Here is a 22,611-nt window from a genome sequence, read left to right on the forward strand (position 1 = left end):
TCATATTTTTAATCGCAACTTATCGAATTTATTACAAAAAAAAGAGCCTTATGGCTCTTTTTTAGTTTAGTATTTCTTTTTTATTTTAATTCTTTAACACCCATATTATAAAGCGTAAAGACTTGCATATCCACATTTTCTTGAATCGTAGCAGCAACCGATTTTCCTGCTCCGTGACCTGCATTTACATCAATACGAATTAAAACCGGGTTATCTCCAGCTTGTTTAGCTTGTAATTCAGCTGCAAATTTAAAACTGTGTGCTGGAACTACTCGGTCATCGTGATCTCCTGTAGTTACCATAGTTGCTGGATATTTTGTACCTGCTTTTACGTTATGAACTGGTGAATAACCTTTAATGTATTCAAACATTTCCTTGCTTTGTTCAGATGTTCCGTAATCGTAAGCCCAACCTGCTCCAGCGGTGAATGTGTGGTAACGTAACATATCTAAAACACCAACTGCTGGTAACGCCACTTTTACTAAATCTGGGCGTTGTGTCATAACTGCACCTACTAATAATCCACCATTCGAACCACCTTTTATCGCTAAATAATCAGATGAAGTGTAGTTTTCTTTGATTAGATATTCAGCTGCAGCAATGAAATCATCAAAAACGTTTTGTTTTTTTAATTGCGTTCCTGCATCGTGCCATTTTTTACCGTATTCACCACCACCACGTAAATTCGCAACAGCGTAAACTCCTCCGTTTTCTAACCAAACGGCGTTAGCAATACTAAATGAAGGTGTTAAGCTCACATTAAATCCTCCGTAACCATATAAAACAGTTGGATTTTGTCCGTTTAATTTTGTTCCTTTTTTATACGTGATAATCATTGGAACTTTTGTGCCATCTTTTGAAGTATAAAACACTTGTTTTGACTCGTAATCAGCCGAGTTAAAATCCACCTTTGGTTTTTGATAGATTGCTGATTTTCCTGTTTTTGGATCAAAAGAATAGATAGTTCCTGGTGTTACATAATTCGTAAACGAAAAATATAAAGTAGTTTCTTTTTCTTTTCCACCAAAACCACCAGCAGTTCCAACACCAGGTAATTGAATATCGCGTACTAGTTTTCCGTTGTAATCATATTGTTTGATGAATGAAACAGCATCTTTCATATAACTAGCAAAAATATAACCGCTACCAGTGTTTGGCGACAATACATTTTCGGTTTCAGCGATGCAATCTTTCCAATTTTCTTTTGCTGGATTTGATAAATCAAAAGTTACAACGCGTTTGTTTGGCGCTTTGTAATTGGTTACCAAATAAATTTTAGAACCTTTATTGTCTAAAACATCATTATCATTTTCGTAGTTGTCAATTAAAGTTACGATTTTAGCATTAGGTTTTGATAAATCTAAATAATACAATTCGTTTCCAGAAGTTGAATTCGCTGCCGAAATAAATAGATATTTCTCATCTTCCGAAACGCCACCACCAACATATCTTCTTTTTATATCGCCACCAAAAACTAATTTATCTGTTTTTTGAGCCGTGTTTAATTTGTGGTAATACAATTTGTGTTGGTCTGTTTTTGCTGATAATTCACTTCCAACAGGTTTGTCGTAGCTTGAATAATAGAAACCTTCATTTTTGTACCAAGAAACGCCACTGAATTTCACATCCACAATCGTATCGCCGATGATTTTCTTAGTTTTAGCTTCCATTACAATTACTTTTCTCCAATCGCTACCGCCTTCTGAAATAGAATAAGCAACTAAACTTCCGTCTTTGCTGAAATTCAACCCACCTAAAGAAGTTGTTCCGTCTTTTGAAAATGTATTTGGATCTAAAAAGATTTCTTCTTTACCTGCTTTATCTTTTCGGTATAAAACCGATTGATTTTGAAGTCCGTTATTTTTGTAATAATAAGTATAATTTCCTTCTTTGAATGGAGCTCCAATTTTTTCGTAGTTCCATAGTTTTTCCATGCGAGTTTTTAACTGATTTCTATATGGAATTTGCTCTAAATAACCATAAGTAACCACATTTTGAGCTTTTACCCAAGCTTCCGTTTCAGCGCTTCGGTCGTCTTCTAACCAACGATACGGATCGTTAATTTTTTCACCAAAATACGTGTCAACGTGGTCGATTTTTTTCGTTACGGGATAATTAACTTTTGTTGTTTGTGCGTTCATAAAAAGTGTACAAACAATAGCCGATATTGTTATTGTTTTTTTCATAAAAAGTTTATTGTTGAATAACAAAGATATTCAAAAGGGTTTTAAAGATTTGTTAAAAAACAAAAACGACTGAAATTTCAGCCGTTTTGTAACAAATTTGATTTAATTTTTTAGTTTACCGCAACTGAAAAGCTAACAGCTGCATCCGTATTTCCACCAGCATTTGTGATGTCACCACCCGAAACTCCAGAAGCGGTTTTATTTGGTAAGTGTCTCAAGGTTACAGTTAAAGTTCCAGTTGAGCCAGAAGTTCCAGCAACTAAAGTGAAGTTTAATCCTATTGGTCTTCCATTAGCATCTGTATCAGTGTAAGTTACGGTTCCAATAGATGATGGAAGTTGGTAAAAAACCTGATGATCAGCTCCTTCTTCTTCCACTTCTACTGTGATATCTTCAGCCGGACTTTCTAATTCATTTAAAAATGTTGTTGAACCTGTGTAAGTTGTTCCTGCTGTTAAATTTCCTGAAACTGTTATAACTGGTGCATTTGGTCCGTCACCATCTAAATCTCTTGAAGTTAAAGTAATAGTTTGTCCACCTCCAACAAGCGTTGTTGTTACAGTTGTGATAACTTCTTCCTCGTTAACAGGAGCATCATCGTTAGAACAAGAAGTTGAAAATATTACTGGAATTACTAATAGCGCGATAAGTTTTAAATTTTTCATGTTTTGATTTTTTAATAATTAAATTTTAATTGAATTTGAATATTTCTACCCATTTCGTCTACAAAAAAGCGTTGGCGATTTAGGTAATCTCGATACGTTGTGTTTCCAATGTTTTGTACACTGAAAGAAGTGGTTAAGCTGTTTTTTTTATTGATTTTAAACGTCATTTCACTGTAAAAATGCAATAAATGATAGCCTTTTGGTGGGGAACTTATATCAACCAAGACAGGAGTTAATGCATCATCTACAACAATATTGGTTTCAAAATTGTAATTTGGGAATTGATTTTGTCTGAAAACCACTTCACTTTTTAATTCGCTAACGAAATTGAACCAAGATTCATTTTTATATTGAATTTTATTATTGATTACAAATGGAGGCATATCAATTAAATACTCGTCAGTACTTAGATTTTGCCCGTTTACATAAGCCAATCCTAATTCGTGTGAAAAATGGTTGGAAATATTCCATTTGGTATTAACATCGAAACCTGTCAACAAAGCTTCTGTTTGTTTGAATTCCCAAACTGGAAAAGCGCCGCGAATAGTAGTTTCAAAACCAATAGGTTGCAAATAAATGAAATTTGAAATTCGATTAATAAACGGATTAAGTTGCACTTGAAACGATTTCCAATCTTTCTTAAAAGTCGTATTGAATTTATACGCTTGCTCTTTTTTCAAGCGCAAATCACCTAATTCAATTTGACCAGTAGAATGATGTAATCCATCGCTAAATAATTCAGACGGATTTGGATTGCGGGAAGCCAAACTCACATTTACTAACCATTCCATTTCATGATGAAATTGCTTTCTAAACCCAATGTTTGCTGTAATATTATGATAATCAAAAGAAGGTTTGGTTAACCATTGATTGCCTTCTTCGCCCACAATAAAATGTGAAAATTCGGCATCATAGCCACGTTCTGTCCATCTTGATTTCAAATAATATTTTGTTGCTTCGATAGTCGAAAAATCATAACGAATTCCCGATTCTAATGAAGTAGCATTGTCGAATTTATAAACCGCAATTCCGTACAAGCCAGCATCCAATTTCTCATAACTCGGAATTAATGGACGAACACCTGTTTTTGGATTCGCAAAATTGTTTTGGTAACCCAAATTCAAACCCGATTTCAATCTCCAATTTCCAACATTCGTTTTATAATCTGCTAAAAAAGTATGCGTTGCTAATTGTAAATCCAAAGCAGCTTTGTTAGTGTTTTCGTCATTTCTTCTAACGTCAAATTCTAAACGATTGTTGAATTGAAACGCATATTGTAAATCAATCGAAGTGTTTTCGTTTAGCCATCTTTGGTAATTTACTTTTGCTAAATGATGTTGTACTTCTTGTTTTGGAGCATCAATCGAGTAGGTGAAAGGTTCAATTACGCTTGGTTCTTGGTTGTTGATGGAATTGTACAAATCATTCACATTTCCAATATGAGATGCTTTGATGATTCCAATTTGCGCATTGTAAAAACTGTACATCGCATTGAAATTATACTTTTCTTTAGCAAAACGAATGCCTCCCGAAAAATTTTGTTCCCGATTTCCAGAATTTGACAACACATAATCTGGCGTTTCGCGATCGCCTAAATATTTGAAAGTCCCCAAAGCATTCCAACTCCAACCATAGCGATTTCCTTTTTGAAGACTTGAGCTCAAGCTTCCGCCCATTCCGTTAGAGGCTAAGTTGAGAATTGTTTTTCCAACCAAAGTGTCTTTTTTAATCACTTCAGGTTCGATGACAACAATTCCACCAATAGCATCACCGCCATATTGCAAAGCTGAAGCACCTTTAATCACTGTGATTTTTCCAGCCGCATTGATATCGAAATTAGGTGCGTGTTCGGTTCCCCACTGTTGGTCTTCTAATCGAACATTATTATTGATAATTGGCACACGATTACTATGCAAACCATTAATTACTGGTTTAACAATAGTACTTCCCGTTTTTAAAATAGAAACTCCAGAAACTTCTTTCAAGGCTTCACCCAAGGTTTGATTGCTAAATTTTTCAATAGTAGCACTTTTCAAGACTTGTTCGTTACTACTTTCACTTTTTGAATTCGAAAGTTGTTGGATGGTGATATCGTCTAATTTGGTAACATCTAATTTCAATTGACGATTGATAGTTAAATCGGTTGAAATTTCGATAGTTTCCTCAATAGCATAATAGCCTATAAACGAAATATAGAGTTTCTGTTTCCCTTTTGGAATGCCTGATAAAACATAACTTCCGTTTACATCGGTTGAAGTAGTTTTATTGGCAATGTGTACGTGAGCATCTCTCAGTGGTAAGCCATTTTCATCCGAAATAACGCCAGTAATCGTAACTTGAGTATATCCGAAAAAGCCAACCAAAAAGAAAAATAATATCGATAAGAATCGCATTTCTTTTAGTTTAAATGTAACAATAACGTATCATTATTTTTGGTAATGATATCGAAATATATTTTTAAACTAAAGCAGGCGGACCGCGAAGGTAAAACGAATTCCCTTCAAACGTAACACAAGATTCCTTACTGTTAAATTGATACGGAATTTCGTAAAACGAAGGAATAAAGTCAAAATGAAATACTTCAGGTGAAAGGAAAGCCGCAAATTTGAAATCACAAACGGGACAGTCTTCACTTTCAGTAAACGTTTTTTCAGAAGTTTTAAAACTCAAATGATGCGAATCATCACAACATTCTTTTTTTAAATGGTGATCGTGCGAAAAAGTGTGAATAGATTGATAACTCACAGCAAATAATACTGCAAGCATCAAAAACAAATTCATATGTAATAATTTCTTTTTCACCATCACAAATATACTGCTTTTAGAACAAAGCCAAAAAACAAACCACGAATTAACGAATTTTTAAGTTTTGATGACTTATTCGCTAGTTCGTGGTTATGTATTGAAACACATAGAAATATAGAATTTAAGTCTGATGTGAACTCAAAAAGTGTAACATCCTTAAATCTATAAAAATAAACTATGTGTCTATGTGTTTAAAATTACACTAGCTTATTTGCTACCAAATATTCCGCAATTTGGATTGTATTCGTAGCTGCTCCTTTTCTTAAGTTATCGGCAACAATCCACATGTTGATGGTGTTGGGTTGGCTTTCATCTCTTCGGATTCTTCCTACGAAAACATCGTCTTTTCCTTGTGCGTAAATTGGCATTGGATAGGTAAACGTTTCTAAATTATCTTGAACCGTCACACCAGGCGTGTTGTGTAAAATTTGACGCACTTCGTTTACATCAAAATCGTTTTCAAATTGAATGTTTACCGCTTCACTGTGTCCGCCAACGACTGGAATACGAATTGCAGTTGCAGTAACCGCAATAGTTTTGTCGTTTAAGATTTTTTGCGTTTCGCGAACCAATTTCATTTCTTCTTTCGTGTACCCGTTTTCTTCAAAACTATCACACTGTGGAATCGCATTTCTATGAATTGGATATTTATACGCCATTTCATCTTGAATTCCCGCATATTCGTTTTCTAATTGACGAACCGCTTTTACTCCAGTTCCTGTAATAGATTGGTAAGTAGAAACTACAATACGTTTGATATCATATTTAGCATGCAACGGCGCTAAAGCCATTACCATTTGAATCGTTGAACAGTTTGGATTTGCAATAATTTTATCTTCTTTAGTTAAAATGTTTGCATTGATTTCTGGAACTACCAATTTCTTAGTTTCGTCCATTCTCCAAGCGGAAGAATTATCGATTACGGTTGTTCCTACAGCGGCAAATTTTGGAGCCCATTCTAAAGAAGTTTCTCCACCTGCCGAAAACAAAGCAATCTCAGGTTTCATATCTACAGCGGTTTGTAAACCTACTACTTTATAGGTGTTACCTTTCCATTCGATTTCTTTCCCAACTGATTTTTCAGAAGCAACTGGAATTAACTCCGTTACAGGAAAATTACGTTCTGCTAATACTTGAAGCATTATTTCGCCTACCATACCGGTAGCGCCAACTACGGCTACTCTCATTTTGATGTGTGTTATTTAATGATGCAAAAATATAGAATATTCAAACGACTTAGCAAATATTGATGAAATTATAACAAAAGTTTTGATTTGTAACGGGATTTTAAAAAACACTTCGGTATGTCGTGTGCAGATTGTAAATTTTTACTGTCAACTTTTTTAAATTCATCTGTTTTTTGCAACGGATTTTTTTACTTAATATTAAAAATATCTTTAAATATTTGTATTATGTCAATTTTATTAATCAAGCCCATAAATCCTAAATAAATAAAACCTAAACTACCAATAATCCCTTTAAAGTTGGTATTTGACATTGGTGATGGCTTTTTATATATATAATACATTAAATAACATCCAAAAACTAGAATTACAAGACTTATTGCTGAATTACCTAAATTCATATTTTTATTAATTATAATATACCTGATAGCGCGGAATTGCATTCCGTGCAAAACTTAAACTAAAACAAATCTAATCAATTTCTAAAAAAAATACCACGCCAAAGGCGTGGTTTAATTAGCATATATAATGTAGCGGTATCGACTATTTTTTCAATAAATCTCTAATTTGTGTAAGCAATTCCTCTTGAGATGGTCCTGCTGGTGCCGCTGGAGCTGCTTCTTCTTTTTTCTTCGCTTTTTCTGCTGCTCTTAAAACTACAAAAATAAATAACGAAATAATTACGAAGTTAATAATAGCTTGTACTAAGTTACCATAAGTAATTACTGCTGCTCCTGCTGCTTTAGCCGCATCAAGATTTGCATAACTTTCGCCGTTTAATGCAACGAATTTTTGAGTAAAATCAATTCCACCTGTTATTAGCCCAACAATTGGCATAATTACATCGTCAACTGCAGAGCCAACAATTTTACCAAAAGCACCACCAATTACAACAGCAGTAGCTAAGCTTAATACATCGCCTTTCATTAAAGAGGCTTTAAAATCTGCAAAAAATCCCATAGTTTTTAATTTTAAGAGTTAGTTTTTTTGTTTTAGTTTTACGAATTTACAAAAATTTTAACACAATGTTAATTTTTGTAGAAAATTCTTTTAACACGTTGCGAAATTCCAGTTAGAATCTCATAAGGTATCGTGCCAATTACATTTGCCATCTCTGTTACTTTTGGATTTTTCCCAAAAACAATGACTTCATCTCCAGTTTTACATGAAATATTCGTAACATCAACCATCATCATATCCATACAAATAGAACCTAAAATAGTCGCTTTTTGATTGTTGATGGTAACAAAACCTTTCTCATTGCCCCAAGCTCTTCTTATTCCATCAGCATAACCAATTGGAATCGTAGCGACTTTCATTTTTTGCGTCACTCGAAATCTTCGGCTGTAACCAATACTTTCTTCGGCTGAAACTTCTCTGATTTGGGAAATTATCGTTTTTAAAGTACTCACATTTTCCAACACTTTCAATTCTTGTTCCGAATTTCCAATACCATACAAACCAATACCTAATCGTACCATTTCCATCTGTTTTTCAGCATAATTGAAAATTCCAGACGTGTTTAAAATGTGACGAATTGGTTTTGAAGGCAACACTTTTTCTAATTCAGAATACATCGCATCAAAACGTTGAAATTGTAATTTCGTGAAATCATCAAATTGCAAATCATCACTCGCAGCTAAATGCGAAAACACGCTTTTCACTTTAACGAAATTGTTGTTTTTCAGCAAAGAACACAACTCGTCAATCAAATGCGGTTCAAATCCCAAGCGATGCATTCCGGTATCCAATTTAATATGAATCGGATAATGGGAAATATTTTGGTGTTGGGCAATTTTTAAAAACGCTTGTAAACCCGTAATCGAATAAATTTCAGGTTCTAAGTTGTAGGCAATCATGGCTCTGAAACTGCTATTTTCGGGATTTAAAACCATAATTGGAGTTGTAATTCCAGCTTTTCGCAATTCGATACCTTCATCGGCAAATGCTACGCCTAAATAATCAACTTTATGATGTTCGAGCAATTTCGCAATTTCGTAACCGCCATTTCCGTAGCCAAATGCTTTTACCATGACCATAATTTTGGTTTCAGGTTTTAGTTTGGATTTGTAGAAATTCAGGTTGTGACTGATCGCATCGAGATTGATTTCTAAAATGGTTTCGTGATTTTTCTCTTCCAACAAAACTACAATTTCATGGAAGTTAAATCCACGCGCACCTTTTACTAAAATAGTTTCGTTTTGAAACGATTGCGTATTGAATTGCTGTAAAAATTCTTGCGTAGTGGCAAACGAAATCACATTTGGCAAATCATTCAATTGTTTTCCGATGGTTTCGCCAATGGTAATAATGCGCTCGATTTTATTTTTCGAAAGCAATTGTTTTACTTGGTTGTAAAGCGTTTCCACGGCAATGCCACTCGTGAAAATATCAGATAAAATAATCGTTTTTTTATCGTGTAATTTTTGTTGTTCTAAGAAATCCAACGCAATTTTCAACGATTGATAATCCACCGAATAACTATCGTCGATTACCAAACAATTGTTGATTCCTTTTTTAGCTTGAAGTCTTAATTCTACTGGATATAATTCCGAAACTCTATTTTGTATAAACGCAATTTCTTCTCCTAAAAACAGCATGAAATTCACGCAAGTAATTACGTTTTCAATCGAATTTTCATCGGAAAACGGAATTGTTATACTAAAAGTGTTGGTTGCGTTTTTGAAAGTTAATTCAGTTTTGCCATTTTCATTTTTCTTCGAAACGAAAAGATTTGCGCTTGCATCCGAAAAACTCCAAGTATGTTTTTGACTATTTTCTGGAAGTAAAACTTCAATTTCAGTATTCTTTTCCAAGAAAATATTAGAACAATTTTCAAAAAGTTGGACTTTCTCTTTGAATTTGGCTTCGCGATTCGAAAAACCTTCATCATGAACCGAACCAATATTCGTTAAAATCCCATATTTCGGTTGAATTATCTGTTCCAAATTCGACATTTCATTGGGTAACGAAATTCCAGCTTCAAAAATTCCCAAATCATAATTTCCTTCAATCGCTAAAATCGATAATGGAACGCCAACTTGCGAATTATAACTTTTCGGATTTCGAACAATCAAATGATTTGGACTCAATAAGAAATTCAACCATTCTTTTACGATGGTTTTTCCGTTACTTCCAGTAATTCCCACAAATGGAAATTCGAATTTTTTTCGATACCCAATTGCAGTTTGTTGCAACGCTTTTAACGAATTTTCAACGATAATGAAATTCGCTTTTTCGTATAAATGTTCGGGAATATATTCGACCACAAAATAACGAACGCCTTTTGTAATCAACTCTTCCAAATACAAATGCGCATCGTGATTTTGTCCTTTTATGGCGAAAAACAAGGTGTTATTTCCGTTTTGTAACGAACGGCTGTCAATCGAAATATGACTTGCAGTAAACTCAGTCGAATTTCCGTGAAAAACGCCTTTACAAAACGAAATAATATGAGTTAGGTTGAGATTCAATTTATTGATTATCGTCTTTTTGCTTGTTTACAATTTCAACATCTTTCACTTCCATGTTTTCTCGTATAGCTTTAAAATAGGCAGCACGACTTAATGGTTCGTATTCTTCGGTTTCACCAAGCATAACCAGTCTTTTATCATCCGATTTTCTAAAACTATAATGGGCTAAATTTCCAGTGCGTGTACAAACCGCGTGAACTTTAGTAACATATTCGGCTGTAGCCATAAGCGCTGGCATGGGTCCGAAAGGGTTTCCTTTAAAATCCATATCCAATCCAGCAACAATCACTCGAATTCCTGAATTTGCTAAGTCATTACAAACGGCAACAATTTCATCGTCGAAAAATTGTGCTTCGTCAATACCTACTACATCACAACCTTGTGCTAAAATTCGAATGTTTTGAGCAATTGGCACAGGTGTAGAACGAATTTCATTTTTATTGTGCGAAACTACCATTTCATCGTCATATCTTGTATCGACAGCCGGTTTAAAGATTTCCACTTTTTGTTTGGCAAACTGAGCGCGTTTTAGGCGGCGAATCAATTCTTCGGTTTTGCCCGAAAACATTGAGCCACAAATTACTTCAATCCAGCCAAATTGTTCTTGTTGATTTACGGTATTTTCGAGAAACATTTTGTATCTTTCGTACGTTAAAAATTATTTTCTGCTACATTTGTAAGCAAAACAAAAATAGTAAAAAACAATCGATATAGTAAACGCTACAGCCTAAAGTTATGAAGAAAAGAATATCTGCTGAATTAATCAGTATTGCGCACCGAATTTTAAAGTTAAAAAACCATTCAGAAACGGTTCAATTACAGCAAGAAGCTAAAAATTTGTACGATCAATTAACGATTTTGCGTTTTTATGAAGAGAATTTTGAATTGGTAAAAAACGAAATTTCTGAAGAAGTTTTAGCTGAGAAATTAGAAGGGAAGCCTACCGAAGTTTTCAACGCGCCTATTCAGGATAAAGTTGTTGAAACTCCGGAAGAAGTAAAAGTAGAAGTTGCTCCAGAAGTAGAGGAAACTATTGCCGAACCAATTGCGGAAGAAAAAGTCGTAATCGCAGAATTAATTGTGGAAGATGACGAAGAAGAGGAAGAAGTTTTGATGACTCCAATGGAAGAAGAACCAATTGAGGAAGAAATAATCGAAGAAGAACCAGTTGCCGAAACTCCAAAAGCAGAAGAACCAGCGAAACAAATTTCGTTTGAGGATTTATTGGTACACGATTACAAAGAATTGGATTTTGTGAAAGTGGAAGATGTTCCTGCTGAGGTAGCTAATGTTGTTGAAGCAGTTTTTGAAGCACCAACTCCTGTAGTAGTAGAAGTTGCAGTAGAAATCCAACCAGAACCTGTTGCCGAAACTCCAAAAGTATTAGAAGAAGAAGTAAAAGCAACTTTCGAAAAAGTAAGTCAAGAACCAAAAATAAGCTCATTAAACGACAGATTAAACAAAACGATATCTTTTGGCTTGAACGATAGAATCGGATTTGAGAAGAAATTATTTGGCGGAAGTTCGGATGATTTCAACCGCGTAATTTCGCAATTGAATACGTTTGATAGTTTTGAAGAAGCAAAATCTTTTGTTTTGGATTTCGTAAAACCTGATTATAACAATTGGGAAGGCAACGAAGAATTTGAAGCACGTTTTATGGAAATTATCGAGAAAAAGTTTAGTTAATAACACAGAGATTCATCGAGTTTTTTTTGAAGTAGATTCTTTTTAGAGAGATACACAGAGCGATTTCGTTTATACAACCTTTTATGAACTTTTCGTTTTAAGTAATTCACTTAGAAAAACTTACATGACTTATATGTTTTTAAAAATTTGTGTTAATTCGTGAAATCTGTGTTTGTAAATAGTTTTAAATGAGTAAATTATATATTGTTCCAACGCCTATTGGCAATTTAGAAGACATGACTTTTCGTGCGATTAAAGTACTAAAAGAAGTCGATTTAATTTTAGCAGAAGACACGCGTACCAGTGGAAAATTGCTAAAACACTTCGAAATTGCTACTCACATGCACAGCCACCACATGCACAACGAACACAAAACCGTTGAAAATTTGGTGAAGCGCTTGCAAGCAGGTGAAACCATTGCTCTAATTAGCGATGCAGGAACTCCAGCCATTTCCGATCCAGGATTTTTGCTTACACGCGCTTGTGTGGAAAACGGAATTGACGTGGAATGTTTGCCAGGAGCAACTGCTTTTGTGCCGGCTTTGGTGAATAGCGGTTTACCCAATGATAAATTCGTATTCGAAGGCTTTTTACCCGATAAAAAAGGAAGACAAACCCGATTTTTAGCTTTGCAAGAAGAATATCGCACCATGATTTTCTATGTATCGCCACATAAATTAAACAAAACCTTAGCCGAATTTGCACAATATTTTGGAGCCGACAGATCGGTTTCTGTTTCTCGAGAATTATCCAAATTACACGAAGAAACCGTTAGAGGAACTGCCGAAGAAGTGTTAAAACACTTTGAAGCAAAACCGGCTAAAGGAGAGATTGTTGTGGTTGTGGGAGGGAAGAGTTTGAAGTAAATTTTAGTTAATTTAAAATAAGTTTAAAATTTTAAAGAAAATTATGAGTGGATTTACAATTGGAATTATTGTTGGATTATTAATGTTTGTATCATTAGTATTTGTAAAAAAAGACAGTAAGTTTTCAAAATTTGGAATTAATATTGGACGAGTTTATTGTCCAAAATGTAATTTAAAACAGCCGATTATAAGAAAACCCGCTAACGAAAGGCAAGTTTTATATGGAGGATACACTTGTAAAAATTGCAATACGGAAATGGATAAATATGGTATCGAAATAAAAGATTAATTTTCTGTATCGAAACTAAATATTTACAACTATGGAAACACACAACATAACCACCACCTGGAAAGGTAACATGCAATTTGAGTCCACTAACCCAAGTGGCGACATTATTTCAATTGATGCCGGAACAGAAAACGGAGGAGAAGGAAAAGGCTTGCGCCCAAAAGCGTTGATGCTATCAGCTTTAGCGGGTTGCACAGGTTTAGACGTAGCTTCTTTAATCGAAAAAATGAAGTTAGAAGTAACCGATTTCAAAATTGAAACATCAGGTGAACTAACCGAAGAACATCCTAAAACGTATCACAAAGTAAAAGTGGACTACCATTTTTACGGCAACAATTTAGACGAGAAAAAATTAGAAAAAGCGGTGAATTTATCCGTAGAAAAATATTGTGGCGTAATGGAAATGTTCCGTCAGTTTGCCAAAGTTGAAATAGCAATTTTTTATCATTCTTAATATGACTACAGTTGAATTAATTACAAAAATTAAACATTCTGAAACTATTTTGTTTGCCGATGTTCTTGCAGTTATTGATGCCAATTTCGCATTTACGCCAACACGCTTCAAAAATGGAAATCTTATGAATGAAGCCAACCAGAACAACGGTTCATGTAAAGTTTTTTCATTTGCAAAAAAATACCTGCTAACAAAAGAAGAAACGCTTTTTCTTTTTGGTGAACATTATCAAAAAGTACTCGAAACACCAAGCAATTCTGACCATCAAAACATTCGAAATTTTATGAATTTTGGTTGGGATGAATTTAAATTCGAAAGTGAGGCACTTTCATAAAATTCATTTTAAAAAATATTTATACATTTGCAATTCAGTTATATAAGCCAAAATAAAATAATTCATAATTTTTAATTCGTAATTAAACTATGCGTTGGAATCCAAAATATAAGCCAAATCCAGAAAAAGTACAAGCCATTCAGAGCGCCCTTCAAGTCGATGAAATCATCGCAAAATTATTAGTTCAGCGAGGTATTGAAACCTTCGAACAAGCCAAAACCTTTTTCCGTCCCACTTTAGCCGATTTGCACAATCCGTATCTGATGAAAGATATGGACAAAGCCGTGGTGCGAATTGAAAAAGCGATTGCTAATAACGAAAACATCTTAGTTTTCGGGGATTACGATGTCGATGGAACAACCGCTGTTTCCTTAGTTTCGAGTTATTTGCGTAGTTTTTATCCGAATGTTGCGACCTATATTCCAGATAGATATGCAGAAGGTTACGGCATTTCTTACATGGGTATTGACTATGCCGAAGACAACGATATTTCCTTAATCATCGCTTTGGATTGTGGTATTAAATCGATTGATCATGTGAATTATGCCAAAGCAAAAAACATCGATTTTATTATTTGCGACCATCACCGACCAGGCGATATTTTGCCCGATGCGGTTGCAATTTTAGATCCAAAACGAGAAGATTGTTCGTATCCGTATGATGAATTATGCGGCTGCGGTGTCGGATTTAAATTGATTCAGGCTTTAGCCGAAAATAGAAACCAAACCATTGAAGATTTAGTGTTGTATTTAGATTTAGTTGCAACAGCCATAGCCGCAGATATTGTTCCGATTACGGGTGAAAATCGAGTGTTAGCGAAATTTGGTTTAGAAGTGATTAATTCGAATCCAAGACCAGGTATAAAAGCGTTGATTCAAAATGTAAAGAAAAAAGTCTTGACGATTACGGATGTAGTTTTTATCGTCGCACCAAGAATCAATGCAGCTGGAAGAATCAAGCACGGAAACGAAGCGGTTGCTTTATTAACCGAATACGATTTAGATCAAGCGGAACAATTCGCCTCCGATATCGAACAGCATAATTCCGATAGAAAAGAATTAGACAAACAAATTACCAAAGAAGCTTTACTTCAAATCGAAGAAAATAATGAGCAAAACCGTTTTTCAACTGTCGTCTACCAAGAAAATTGGCACAAAGGTGTTATCGGAATTGTCGCTTCAAGACTTGTAGAGAATTATTATCGCCCAACGATCGTTTTTACGAAAAGTGGTGAAAAATTAGCAGCTTCGGCACGTTCTGTGAAAGATTTCGATGTGTATAATGCGTTGGAAGCTTGTGCCGAACATTTGGAGCAATTCGGCGGCCACATGTATGCAGCTGGTATGACACTTTTGGAAGAAAATTATGAAAATTTCAAAAACGCCTTCGAAAAAGTAGTTCAAGAAACCATTCATCCCGATTTATTGACTCCGGAAATTTCATATGATGCCGAAATAGAGTTATCAGAAATTAATCCGAAGTTGATTCGTTTATTGAAGCAATTTGAACCATTCGGACCTGAAAATATGACACCGTTATTTTTAGCGAAAGGATTAACCGATTCAGGTTATGCAAAAGCATTAGGCTCCGATAACGAACATTTGAAAGCATTTGTAAAACAAGGCAATTCGGAAAGTTTTGGTGCGATTGGTTTTGGATTGGGAAATAAATTAGACTTGGTTGCTAATAAAAATAAATTCGATGCAATTTTTTCTTTAGAAGAAAACGAATGGAAAGATACTGTAACTTTGCAACTGCAATTACGCGACATTAATGCTTCAAATGGCTAAAAAAGACCCATTTTCATCTTTACGAATACCCGAATTTCGCTGGTTTTTAGCCATGCGATTGTTTATTGTATTGGCTTGGTCAATGCAATTTGTGTTGATTGAGTGGGAAGTGTATCGCATCACAAAAGATCCGTTGTCATTGGGATTAATAGGTTTAATGGAAATCATTCCTGCAATTAGTATGGCATTGTTCGCCGGACACATTGTGGATCAAAACGAGAAAAAGGGTTTGTTAATCAAATGTTTTTCAGGATTAGCAACAATTAGCGCCTTGTTATGTCTTTTAGTTCATCCAAATTTTATTGATTCCTTTTCCAAAAGCACGATTCTTTACGGAATTTACGCTTTAGTTTTCGTTGGCGGAATCATTCGGGCTTTTTTAATTCCGTCTGTTTTTAGTTTATTAGGATTGATTATTCCTAAAAAAGAACAACCTAATGCGGCGACATGGAGTAGTTCTACTTGGCAAGTGGCGGCTGTAATCGGACCAGCATTGGCGGGATTTGCTATTGGTTGGTTTGGGGTTTTTTGGTCGTTGGTTTTTGTGGTTTTTTGTGTGATAATGGCTTTAATCGTGCTAACACAAATTGAAAGAAAGCCGATTTTAAATCCAAAAATTGGTGAACCTATTTTTAAGAGTTTGAAAGAAGGTCTGTCTTTTGTGTTTCAAAATAAAACCATTTTAAATGCGATTTCGCTTGATATGTTTGCGGTTTTGTTTGGTGGAGCTGTCGCTTTATTGCCTATTTTTGCGCAAGACATTTTAAAAGTGGGTTCGGAAGGATTCGGAATTTTAAGAGCCGCACCAGCTATTGGTGGATTAATAACAATGTTAGTGGCTACATCCATTCCGTTACATCAAAAAGCAGGTAAAAAGTTATTGTTAGCTGTTTTCGGATTTGGAGTTTGTATTATCGTTTTTGGTTTATCAACTAACTTTTGGTTATCTGTAGTAGCTTTGTTTTTAAGTGGAGTTACCGATGGAATTTCAGTAGTAATTCGACAAACCATTCTTCAAATTTACACACCTGATCATATGCGAGGTCGCGTGTCTTCTGTAAATTCTATTTTCGTGGGTTCGTCTAACGAATTAGGAGCTTTTGAAAGCGGCTTGGCTTCCAAAATCATGGGAGTAGTTCCTGCTGTAGTTTTTGGTGGAATGATGACCTTAGGAATTGTAGGCGTTACCGCTGTGGCTTCACCAAAATTCAGAGAACTGGATATCGAAAAAGATTTAGAAACAATTTAGTTTTTGAATTCTTTTAATTCCAATTTTTCTCCATCAAAAACACCATAAGTGAAATAACCAATCCAATCGCCTAAATTCACATATTTTGAGTTTTCAGTCAATTCTATTTCCAATGGTAAATGACGATGACCAAAAACGAAGAAATTGTACTCTTTAGTTTCTAACTTTCGTTTGCAATATTGCACTAACCATTCATTGTCTTCTCCTAAATATTTTACATCTTCTGCCCCTGAAATCAATTTGTTTTTTACGGATAAATATTGGGCTAATTTCACACCAATATCAGGATGCAACCAACGAAATAACCATTTTGAAAACGGATTAGTAAAGACTTTTTTCATTCGTTTATAACCCATGTCGCCGGGACCTTTTCCATCTCCATGGCCTATTAAGAATGTTTTATCGTTAAAAGTAAATTCTTGATTATCGTGATAAACGGGAATATTTAGCTCTTTTTGGAAATAATCGCCCATCCATAAGTCGTGATTTCCTACAAAAAAATAGATTGGAATTCCAGAATCCTTAATTTCAGCTAATTTTCCTAAAACTCTTATAAATCCTTTTGGTACAACTGTTTTGTATTCAAACCAGAAGTCGAATAAATCGCCTAATAAAAAAATTGCATCGGCATCTTGCTTAACAATATCAAGCCATTGAATGAATTTTTGTTCTCTAGGAAAACTTAATTCTGGGGTTGGAGCCCCAAAGTGTTGATCGGATGCGAAATAGATTTTCATAGATTTTCCTTATTCATTATCAGAAGCAAACCATTCAGCAAAAGAAGTTTCAGTTTCTTGTAATCTGAGAGAATGTAGTTTTATACTATCAGGTAAAAGATTTTTAATTTTATTAGAAAAATCAATTACCATATTTTCACTTGTAGGTTGATAATCAACTAAAATTACGTCATGACCTCTTGATTTTAATTCGTGTGCCAACTCAATATGGGGTGTGTTTTTGTTGAAAACAGTAGCATGGTCAAACACGTCTACAATTTGTTCTTTGACAATTTTCTTTAAATCACCAAAGTCAATCACCATTCCATATTTTACATTTGAAGTGTCTTTTATGGGTTTTCCAATTACAGTAACTGATAGTTTATAGCTATGCCCGTGAACATTTTTACACTTTCCATCGTAACCATAAAGGGCATGGCCTGTTTCAAAGTTAAACTGTTTGGTAATTCTTATGTTTGACATCTTATTTAATTTAATTTTTTTCTTTCTTTTTTGCTCTGTAATAAAGTGCGTAGGCGATTCCGACTAATACGATAAAAGGTACAAATGAACCAATAAGAACTCCAATTTGATATTGACCATCTGGAGCGTCTTTTAATTTTTGCTCAACATTAACTTGTTGAAGGAAAATGATTAAACTTCTCATTTTTTAAATTTTTCTAATGCATTTTTAGTAAAATCTGATAATACTAGCCTTCCAGAAATTGCTGCTCTTTCATAAAGTAAACTGTCCCAATGACTTGTTCCTTCCCAAAGCACTTTCTTCATTTCTAATAAGGCATCGGGATTGTAAGATGAAAGTTCTTTAGTATATTCTTCAAGTCTTATGTCTAAATCTTCAATGGTTTCGAAAACTTCAGAAAATAATCCTTTTTCAAATGCCCATTTTGAAGTTTTCCAAGCGGTTGGGTTAAGAGTCATTTCTGACATGGCCATTTTTCCAATTTTTCTTGAAACAGCTGGCTCAATAACAAAAGGACCAATTCCAATAGCAATTTCAGAAAGTTTGATTTCACTTTTAGTAGTTGCGAATGAATAATCACAAGCAGAAGCTAATCCAACTCCACCTCCAACAGCTTTACCATGAATTCTTCCAATGATTAATTTAGGACATTTTCTCATAGCATTGATTACATTGGCAAATCCAGAAAAGAAGCGACTACCTTCTTCATAATTGCTTACAGAAAGTAATTCATCAAATGAGGCACCTGCACAAAATGCTCCAGTTCCTGCACTTTTTAAAATAATTATAGAAACGGAATCATTTTTACTTAAAGTGTTAATTTCATCGGTTAATTGTTGTAATAATGTACTTGGAAATGAATTGCTTGAGGGATGAAAAAATAGTAAAGTAGCAATGTTTCCATTAATTATGGTTTCTATTGTTCCCATTTGTAATTATCTTTTTAAACTAAAATGTGATTTAAATTCTTTTCTTATGTTGTCTTCGTTATACTCAACTTTAAACCAATAGTCAGTAGAAGGCAATAATTCGCCGTTGAATGTTCCGTCCCATCCTAAGCCGTCTGGACTCATTTGTTTCATCAATTTACCATAACGATCATAAATGGAAATTAAGCCTTGATATTCTTCTGGTAAGTTAATATTCCATCTATCGTTATAACCATCTCCGTTTGGAGTAAAATAGTTAGGATAAGTAATGGTTTGAATAGTATTAGTCAATAGTAAACCACAACCTTGAATATCTCTAACATAAATGGTGTAAGATCCATTTGGCAAATTACTGAAAACAGGACTTGGTTGCCAATCTATTCCGTTTAAACTATATTCATAAACACCAAATCCTCCAATTGCTACAGCTTGAATTGTAGCTAAACCAGTAGAAAAAGCTGGCGTTAATAGTTCGGCAGTAACACTTGCTGGTTCAGAAGAAAAAGTAGCCTCAACAGAATCTGTAAAACTACATGAGGTGTCTAAATTTGTTACAGTTACTTCGTAAGTTCCAGGCGTGGTAATGTTGTAAGTTGATATATTTCCACTTGGATTAGCTGGAGTCCAGGCGTAACTGTAATTTCCAGGCGTAATTGGTGTTGCATTTATAGTTTGTGAGCCAATTCCTGTTACTGGATCAATACAGATAACAAAATCATCTCCTAAATTAGTATCAGGTAATGGATTAACAATTAATTCTAAAAATGGACCTAATCCTGCACATTCAAATAAATTACTTTCTATTCGAACCCAAATAAGTTGATTGTTGGCAACTGTATTTCTGAAATTATTGATGTCAGTTATTGCATTTTGCTCCGTTTCGGCATCATTTTGATTTAAATAATAAGTAAAAGTATACGATTGACCTGTAGGGAATTGGTTTGTTAAAGCAGGTTCAATTTCGGTTAAATTAAAATATCCTATTCCATCTCCATTAGGATCTGTAGCATTCAAATAATCATCGCAAACATCATCAATTGTATATCTATAGGTTTGAGGAACTGTTGTAGCTGATACAACTAAATTAACTCTTGAAGTTCTAAAACAACCATTAGAATTTGTTATTCTTGCCCAAACCGTACTTCCATTAGCTGCATTGAATGCAACTTCATTAGTAACTAGGTCGTTGTTATTATTAGCTCCAGTTAAACTATTGTGATATGAAAAGGTTAAATTACTATCTGTAGAAATTAAAACATTAGCTTGAGTTAAATTGAATGTTGTGTTTGCGTCTGTATCAGTATCACATTGTTTTAAAGTAACGATTGCATTAACTACAGGTTTAGGATTAACAACTAGATTAAATGTTACAATAAAATAACATCCGTTAGTTGTATTTGTCAATCTTACATAAATAATTCTATTCGTTTCATATATCGAAGTTATGCTGTTGCTTCCAGCTATTGCTTCTGATAAATCGGTGTGATAAGTAATGTTGTATCCAGGAATAAGAGTTGAAATTTCATTACTTTTTTGAGTTAAATCAAAAGTAACAAATCCATTTGTGTCATCTCCGTCAAGGTTGTTGTCACACAAGCTAAAATTAGAAATCACCGGTGCGGTTGGAATTGGATTGTTTGTTATTGTAACACTTGCAGAAACCGCAGGACATGCACCATTTTCAGGTATAGTGTAGGTATAAACACCGGATGAATCTAAAGCTGGATTAAAAATGCTTGTTCCAGATGCAAGTGCAGAAGACCAAGTTCCTCCAGTAGTTGTGGTAGTGCCTAATAGTGTAAATAAGTCAAATGAATTAGCGTTTACACATGTTGAATAAGTTAAACTTGTTCCCGCATTAGGAGCTTGTTGAATGGTAACATTAACTTTTACAGGAATTGTTGTTGGTGATGAGTTACAGTCTTTTGTAAATTGGTATATATATTCACCCGGAATATTGATTGTTGGGTCAAAAACATCATTATTTAATGGCGCTCCGCCTGCTGGAACAGTCCAAGTGCCGTTTTCACCAGGGTTACCTGTTATGGCTTCAAAAAGGTTAACTGTTTCATTTGAGCAAACCGCAACATCTGTATCTTCTGGGTTGCTACCAAAACCTGAATAATATCCAGCAAAACCTGAAGACGTACCAATGAATCCAAAAACACCAACAGCTAAAGGACCAGTTGATTCAATATTTACATTTCCACTAACTCCAGATATTCTGTACGTTACCCAATCAGTATTTCCTAGCACAGATTGTGCTTGAGAATTTGGAATATTTGACCCATTCAATGTTAAAGTCGCAGAACCATAAGTTAAAACCATTAAATCTGCTGTATAAGAAGTTGCTCCAATTATATTAACATCAGGAATGTTTACCGAATTTTGAAAGAAACAACTTAAAGGTGGAATGAAATTTAATCCAGCTGTAGCAGTATCATTTCCGCCACCTAGTAATTGATAAGCGTAAACGTTTTTTGAAGTTCTAACATAAATGTTTCTATTTGTTGTGCCTTGGTAAAACGAATTATCAACTAAATAATAATCACCAGCATTTATTGTAGCATTTGGTGTTGGAGAACCATTGACAAATATTTCGGTGTTATCTTCATTTGCAACAATTAAGGGTAATTCCATAGTTGCAAGTCCGTTTCCTTCAATAAATATATATTCATTTCCTATTTGTGAAGAAGAAACAATTTGGTCTAATGCAAAGTCAGCTCTGTTTTGTTCTATTCCACCTAATGCATTTCCAGAATTTACAGCAACAGGCTTGTCCGAAGTAATTAACGCTCCAATAGCACCATCTAAATTTTCAGAAGTATCGCTATAACCTGTAAAAATAATACTTTGTCCGGCATTTAATGAGAAACTTTGAGAAGCAACATTTATTATTCCCGTACTTGTAGTAAAAACGACATTTGGATCATAATCAGACAAACTAATATTGGTATTGTCTTCTGTTGCCATTACACTTGTAACAAAAGATTTTCTTGGATCTGCAGATTCATTTATGATGTGTCCTAATCTAAAGCTAGTTCCAATTCCTGGCTTCCCTTTTGAAACTAACATTTCGGCATGGTTTTGCGACCTAACTCTAAAGCTTACATAAAAATCCTTGGGTCCTTCTAATATGATTCCACTATCACTTAAAACAATGTTTACATTTTCTTGTCCAACAAACATTTTTGTATTTTGTCCAAAGCCAATATCTATGGTCAAAGGGGTGCCTGCTGAAATAGTATATGGGCTTGTTCCAAAAGGGTTTCCAGCACCATCAGTAACCGTAACTTGAAAAGGAGTTGTTTCTTGAGTAGATAAGTATAAATAGTGGTCATCCACAGAAGAGGCATCTCTACAATGTAAAGGAGGTAACCAATGTTTGTTACTTAACTGTCCAAAACTAAAATTTAGAAATAAAATAAAAAATAATTTTATTGTGAGATTTTTCATTGCAAGAAATTGAAATAAGCTTGTAAAAATAAGTAGAAATGT

20 protein-coding genes are annotated in these 22,611 nt (G+C 34.3%); 7 read left to right on the forward strand and 13 right to left on the reverse strand.

Annotated elements, in window-relative coordinates:
• Positions 1 to 80 precede the first annotated feature (80 nt).
• From AAEO58_RS03755 to AAEO58_RS03790, 8 genes are all read right to left on the reverse strand, one after another.
• Positions 81 to 2,141, reverse strand: a complete 2,061-nt coding sequence (locus AAEO58_RS03755; protein ID WP_341682363.1) for a prolyl oligopeptidase family serine peptidase — start codon at positions 2,139 to 2,141, stop codon at positions 81 to 83.
• A 155-nt stretch (positions 2,142 to 2,296) separates the two neighbouring features.
• Positions 2,297 to 2,851, reverse strand: a complete 555-nt coding sequence (locus AAEO58_RS03760; protein ID WP_111566687.1) for a type 1 periplasmic binding fold superfamily protein — start codon at positions 2,849 to 2,851, stop codon at positions 2,297 to 2,299.
• Between the two features lie 11 nt (positions 2,852 to 2,862).
• Positions 2,863 to 5,244, reverse strand: a complete 2,382-nt coding sequence (locus AAEO58_RS03765; RefSeq protein ID WP_341682037.1) for a TonB-dependent receptor — start codon at positions 5,242 to 5,244, stop codon at positions 2,863 to 2,865.
• A gap of 64 nt (positions 5,245 to 5,308) precedes the next feature.
• The gene (locus AAEO58_RS03770) at positions 5,309 to 5,617 is read right to left on the reverse strand and encodes a hypothetical protein (protein WP_341682039.1); all 309 of its coding nucleotides are present in this window, start codon (positions 5,615 to 5,617) and stop codon (positions 5,309 to 5,311) included.
• A 236-nt stretch (positions 5,618 to 5,853) separates the two neighbouring features.
• Positions 5,854 to 6,843, reverse strand: a complete 990-nt coding sequence (locus tag AAEO58_RS03775) for an aspartate-semialdehyde dehydrogenase (protein WP_341682040.1) — start codon at positions 6,841 to 6,843, stop codon at positions 5,854 to 5,856.
• Between the two features lie 540 nt (positions 6,844 to 7,383).
• Entirely contained in the window at positions 7,384 to 7,800 is a 417-nt protein-coding gene (gene mscL, locus AAEO58_RS03780) for a large conductance mechanosensitive channel protein MscL (RefSeq protein WP_133609401.1), read from the reverse strand.
• Between the two features lie 68 nt (positions 7,801 to 7,868).
• Complete coding sequence (locus AAEO58_RS03785) at positions 7,869 to 10,313, reverse strand: bifunctional UDP-N-acetylmuramoyl-tripeptide:D-alanyl-D-alanine ligase/alanine racemase (RefSeq protein ID WP_341682042.1); 2,445 nt, start codon at positions 10,311 to 10,313, stop codon at positions 7,869 to 7,871.
• A gap of 1 nt (position 10,314) precedes the next feature.
• Entirely contained in the window at positions 10,315 to 10,947 is a 633-nt protein-coding gene (locus tag AAEO58_RS03790) for a thymidine kinase (RefSeq protein WP_133609403.1), read from the reverse strand.
• A 101-nt stretch (positions 10,948 to 11,048) separates the two neighbouring features.
• On the opposite strand from AAEO58_RS03790, the gene AAEO58_RS03795 reads away from it, so the two are divergent.
• From AAEO58_RS03795 to AAEO58_RS03825, 7 genes are all read left to right on the forward strand, one after another.
• The gene (locus AAEO58_RS03795) at positions 11,049 to 12,002 is read left to right on the forward strand and encodes a hypothetical protein (RefSeq protein WP_341682044.1); all 954 of its coding nucleotides are present in this window, start codon (positions 11,049 to 11,051) and stop codon (positions 12,000 to 12,002) included.
• A gap of 188 nt (positions 12,003 to 12,190) precedes the next feature.
• On the forward strand, positions 12,191 to 12,868 hold the full coding sequence (gene rsmI / locus AAEO58_RS03800) for a 16S rRNA (cytidine(1402)-2'-O)-methyltransferase (RefSeq protein WP_341682046.1): 678 nt from the start codon (positions 12,191 to 12,193) through the stop codon (positions 12,866 to 12,868).
• 43 nt (positions 12,869 to 12,911) lie between these two features.
• Entirely contained in the window at positions 12,912 to 13,157 is a 246-nt protein-coding gene (locus tag AAEO58_RS03805; RefSeq protein ID WP_341682048.1) for a hypothetical protein, read from the forward strand.
• Between the two features lie 31 nt (positions 13,158 to 13,188).
• Positions 13,189 to 13,611 (forward strand): OsmC family protein, encoded by a 423-nt coding sequence (locus tag AAEO58_RS03810; protein WP_341682050.1) that lies wholly within the window; start codon positions 13,189 to 13,191, stop codon positions 13,609 to 13,611.
• Between the two features lies 1 nt (position 13,612).
• Positions 13,613 to 13,945 (forward strand): HopJ type III effector protein, encoded by a 333-nt coding sequence (locus tag AAEO58_RS03815; RefSeq protein WP_341682052.1) that lies wholly within the window; start codon positions 13,613 to 13,615, stop codon positions 13,943 to 13,945.
• An 89-nt stretch (positions 13,946 to 14,034) separates the two neighbouring features.
• On the forward strand, positions 14,035 to 15,735 hold the full coding sequence (gene recJ / locus AAEO58_RS03820; protein ID WP_341682053.1) for a single-stranded-DNA-specific exonuclease RecJ: 1,701 nt from the start codon (positions 14,035 to 14,037) through the stop codon (positions 15,733 to 15,735).
• Complete coding sequence (locus AAEO58_RS03825) at positions 15,728 to 16,984, forward strand: MFS transporter (protein WP_341682055.1); 1,257 nt, start codon at positions 15,728 to 15,730, stop codon at positions 16,982 to 16,984. The genes recJ and AAEO58_RS03825 overlap by 8 nt, the downstream gene beginning before the upstream one ends.
• Here the strand turns inward: AAEO58_RS03825 and AAEO58_RS03830 are convergent.
• Genes AAEO58_RS03830 through AAEO58_RS03850 form a run of 5 tightly spaced genes read right to left on the reverse strand, consistent with a single transcriptional unit; the run spans position 16,981 to position 22,569 of the window.
• On the reverse strand, positions 16,981 to 17,721 hold the full coding sequence (locus tag AAEO58_RS03830; protein ID WP_341682057.1) for a UDP-2,3-diacylglucosamine diphosphatase: 741 nt from the start codon (positions 17,719 to 17,721) through the stop codon (positions 16,981 to 16,983). The genes AAEO58_RS03825 and AAEO58_RS03830 overlap by 4 nt on opposite strands.
• A 9-nt stretch (positions 17,722 to 17,730) precedes the next feature.
• Positions 17,731 to 18,183, reverse strand: a complete 453-nt coding sequence (locus AAEO58_RS03835; protein WP_341682058.1) for a 6-pyruvoyl trahydropterin synthase family protein — start codon at positions 18,181 to 18,183, stop codon at positions 17,731 to 17,733.
• Positions 18,184 to 18,193: 10 nt separating this feature from the next.
• The gene (locus AAEO58_RS03840; RefSeq protein ID WP_341682060.1) at positions 18,194 to 18,367 is read right to left on the reverse strand and encodes a hypothetical protein; all 174 of its coding nucleotides are present in this window, start codon (positions 18,365 to 18,367) and stop codon (positions 18,194 to 18,196) included.
• Positions 18,364 to 19,113: an enoyl-CoA hydratase/isomerase family protein gene (locus AAEO58_RS03845; protein WP_133610104.1), complete on the reverse strand. Its 750-nt coding sequence runs from the start codon at positions 19,111 to 19,113 to the stop codon at positions 18,364 to 18,366. The genes AAEO58_RS03840 and AAEO58_RS03845 overlap by 4 nt, the downstream gene beginning before the upstream one ends.
• 6 nt (positions 19,114 to 19,119) lie before the next feature.
• Complete coding sequence (locus tag AAEO58_RS03850; protein WP_341682063.1) at positions 19,120 to 22,569, reverse strand: T9SS type B sorting domain-containing protein; 3,450 nt, start codon at positions 22,567 to 22,569, stop codon at positions 19,120 to 19,122.
• Between the last annotated feature and the right edge of the window lie 42 nt (positions 22,570 to 22,611).

It is taken from the genome of Flavobacterium helocola, assembly GCF_038289885.1.
GTDB classification, from domain to species: domain Bacteria; phylum Bacteroidota; class Bacteroidia; order Flavobacteriales; family Flavobacteriaceae; genus Flavobacterium; species Flavobacterium cheniae.

Coding starts and splice junctions, on each gene's coding strand:
- AAEO58_RS03755 (WP_341682363.1), bottom strand. CDS start 2,141: ATGAACGCACAAACAACAAAAGTTAATTATCCCGTAACGAAAAAAATC.
- AAEO58_RS03760 (WP_111566687.1), bottom strand. CDS start 2,851: ATGAAAAATTTAAAACTTATCGCGCTATTAGTAATTCCAGTAATATTT.
- AAEO58_RS03765 (WP_341682037.1), bottom strand. CDS start 5,244: ATGCGATTCTTATCGATATTATTTTTCTTTTTGGTTGGCTTTTTCGGA.
- AAEO58_RS03770 (WP_341682039.1), bottom strand. CDS start 5,617: ATGCTTGCAGTATTATTTGCTGTGAGTTATCAATCTATTCACACTTTT.
- AAEO58_RS03775 (WP_341682040.1), bottom strand. CDS start 6,843: ATGAGAGTAGCCGTAGTTGGCGCTACCGGTATGGTAGGCGAAATAATG.
- mscL (WP_133609401.1), bottom strand. CDS start 7,800: ATGGGATTTTTTGCAGATTTTAAAGCCTCTTTAATGAAAGGCGATGTA.
- AAEO58_RS03790 (WP_133609403.1), bottom strand. CDS start 10,947: ATGTTTCTCGAAAATACCGTAAATCAACAAGAACAATTTGGCTGGATT.
- AAEO58_RS03795 (WP_341682044.1), top strand. CDS start 11,049: ATGAAGAAAAGAATATCTGCTGAATTAATCAGTATTGCGCACCGAATT.
- rsmI (WP_341682046.1), top strand. CDS start 12,191: ATGAGTAAATTATATATTGTTCCAACGCCTATTGGCAATTTAGAAGAC.
- AAEO58_RS03805 (WP_341682048.1), top strand. CDS start 12,912: ATGAGTGGATTTACAATTGGAATTATTGTTGGATTATTAATGTTTGTA.
- AAEO58_RS03810 (WP_341682050.1), top strand. CDS start 13,189: ATGGAAACACACAACATAACCACCACCTGGAAAGGTAACATGCAATTT.
- AAEO58_RS03815 (WP_341682052.1), top strand. CDS start 13,613: ATGACTACAGTTGAATTAATTACAAAAATTAAACATTCTGAAACTATT.
- recJ (WP_341682053.1), top strand. CDS start 14,035: ATGCGTTGGAATCCAAAATATAAGCCAAATCCAGAAAAAGTACAAGCC.
- AAEO58_RS03825 (WP_341682055.1), top strand. CDS start 15,728: ATGGCTAAAAAAGACCCATTTTCATCTTTACGAATACCCGAATTTCGC.
- AAEO58_RS03830 (WP_341682057.1), bottom strand. CDS start 17,721: ATGAAAATCTATTTCGCATCCGATCAACACTTTGGGGCTCCAACCCCA.
- AAEO58_RS03835 (WP_341682058.1), bottom strand. CDS start 18,183: ATGTCAAACATAAGAATTACCAAACAGTTTAACTTTGAAACAGGCCAT.
- AAEO58_RS03840 (WP_341682060.1), bottom strand. CDS start 18,367: ATGAGAAGTTTAATCATTTTCCTTCAACAAGTTAATGTTGAGCAAAAA.
- AAEO58_RS03845 (WP_133610104.1), bottom strand. CDS start 19,113: ATGGGAACAATAGAAACCATAATTAATGGAAACATTGCTACTTTACTA.
- AAEO58_RS03850 (WP_341682063.1), bottom strand. CDS start 22,569: ATGAAAAATCTCACAATAAAATTATTTTTTATTTTATTTCTAAATTTT.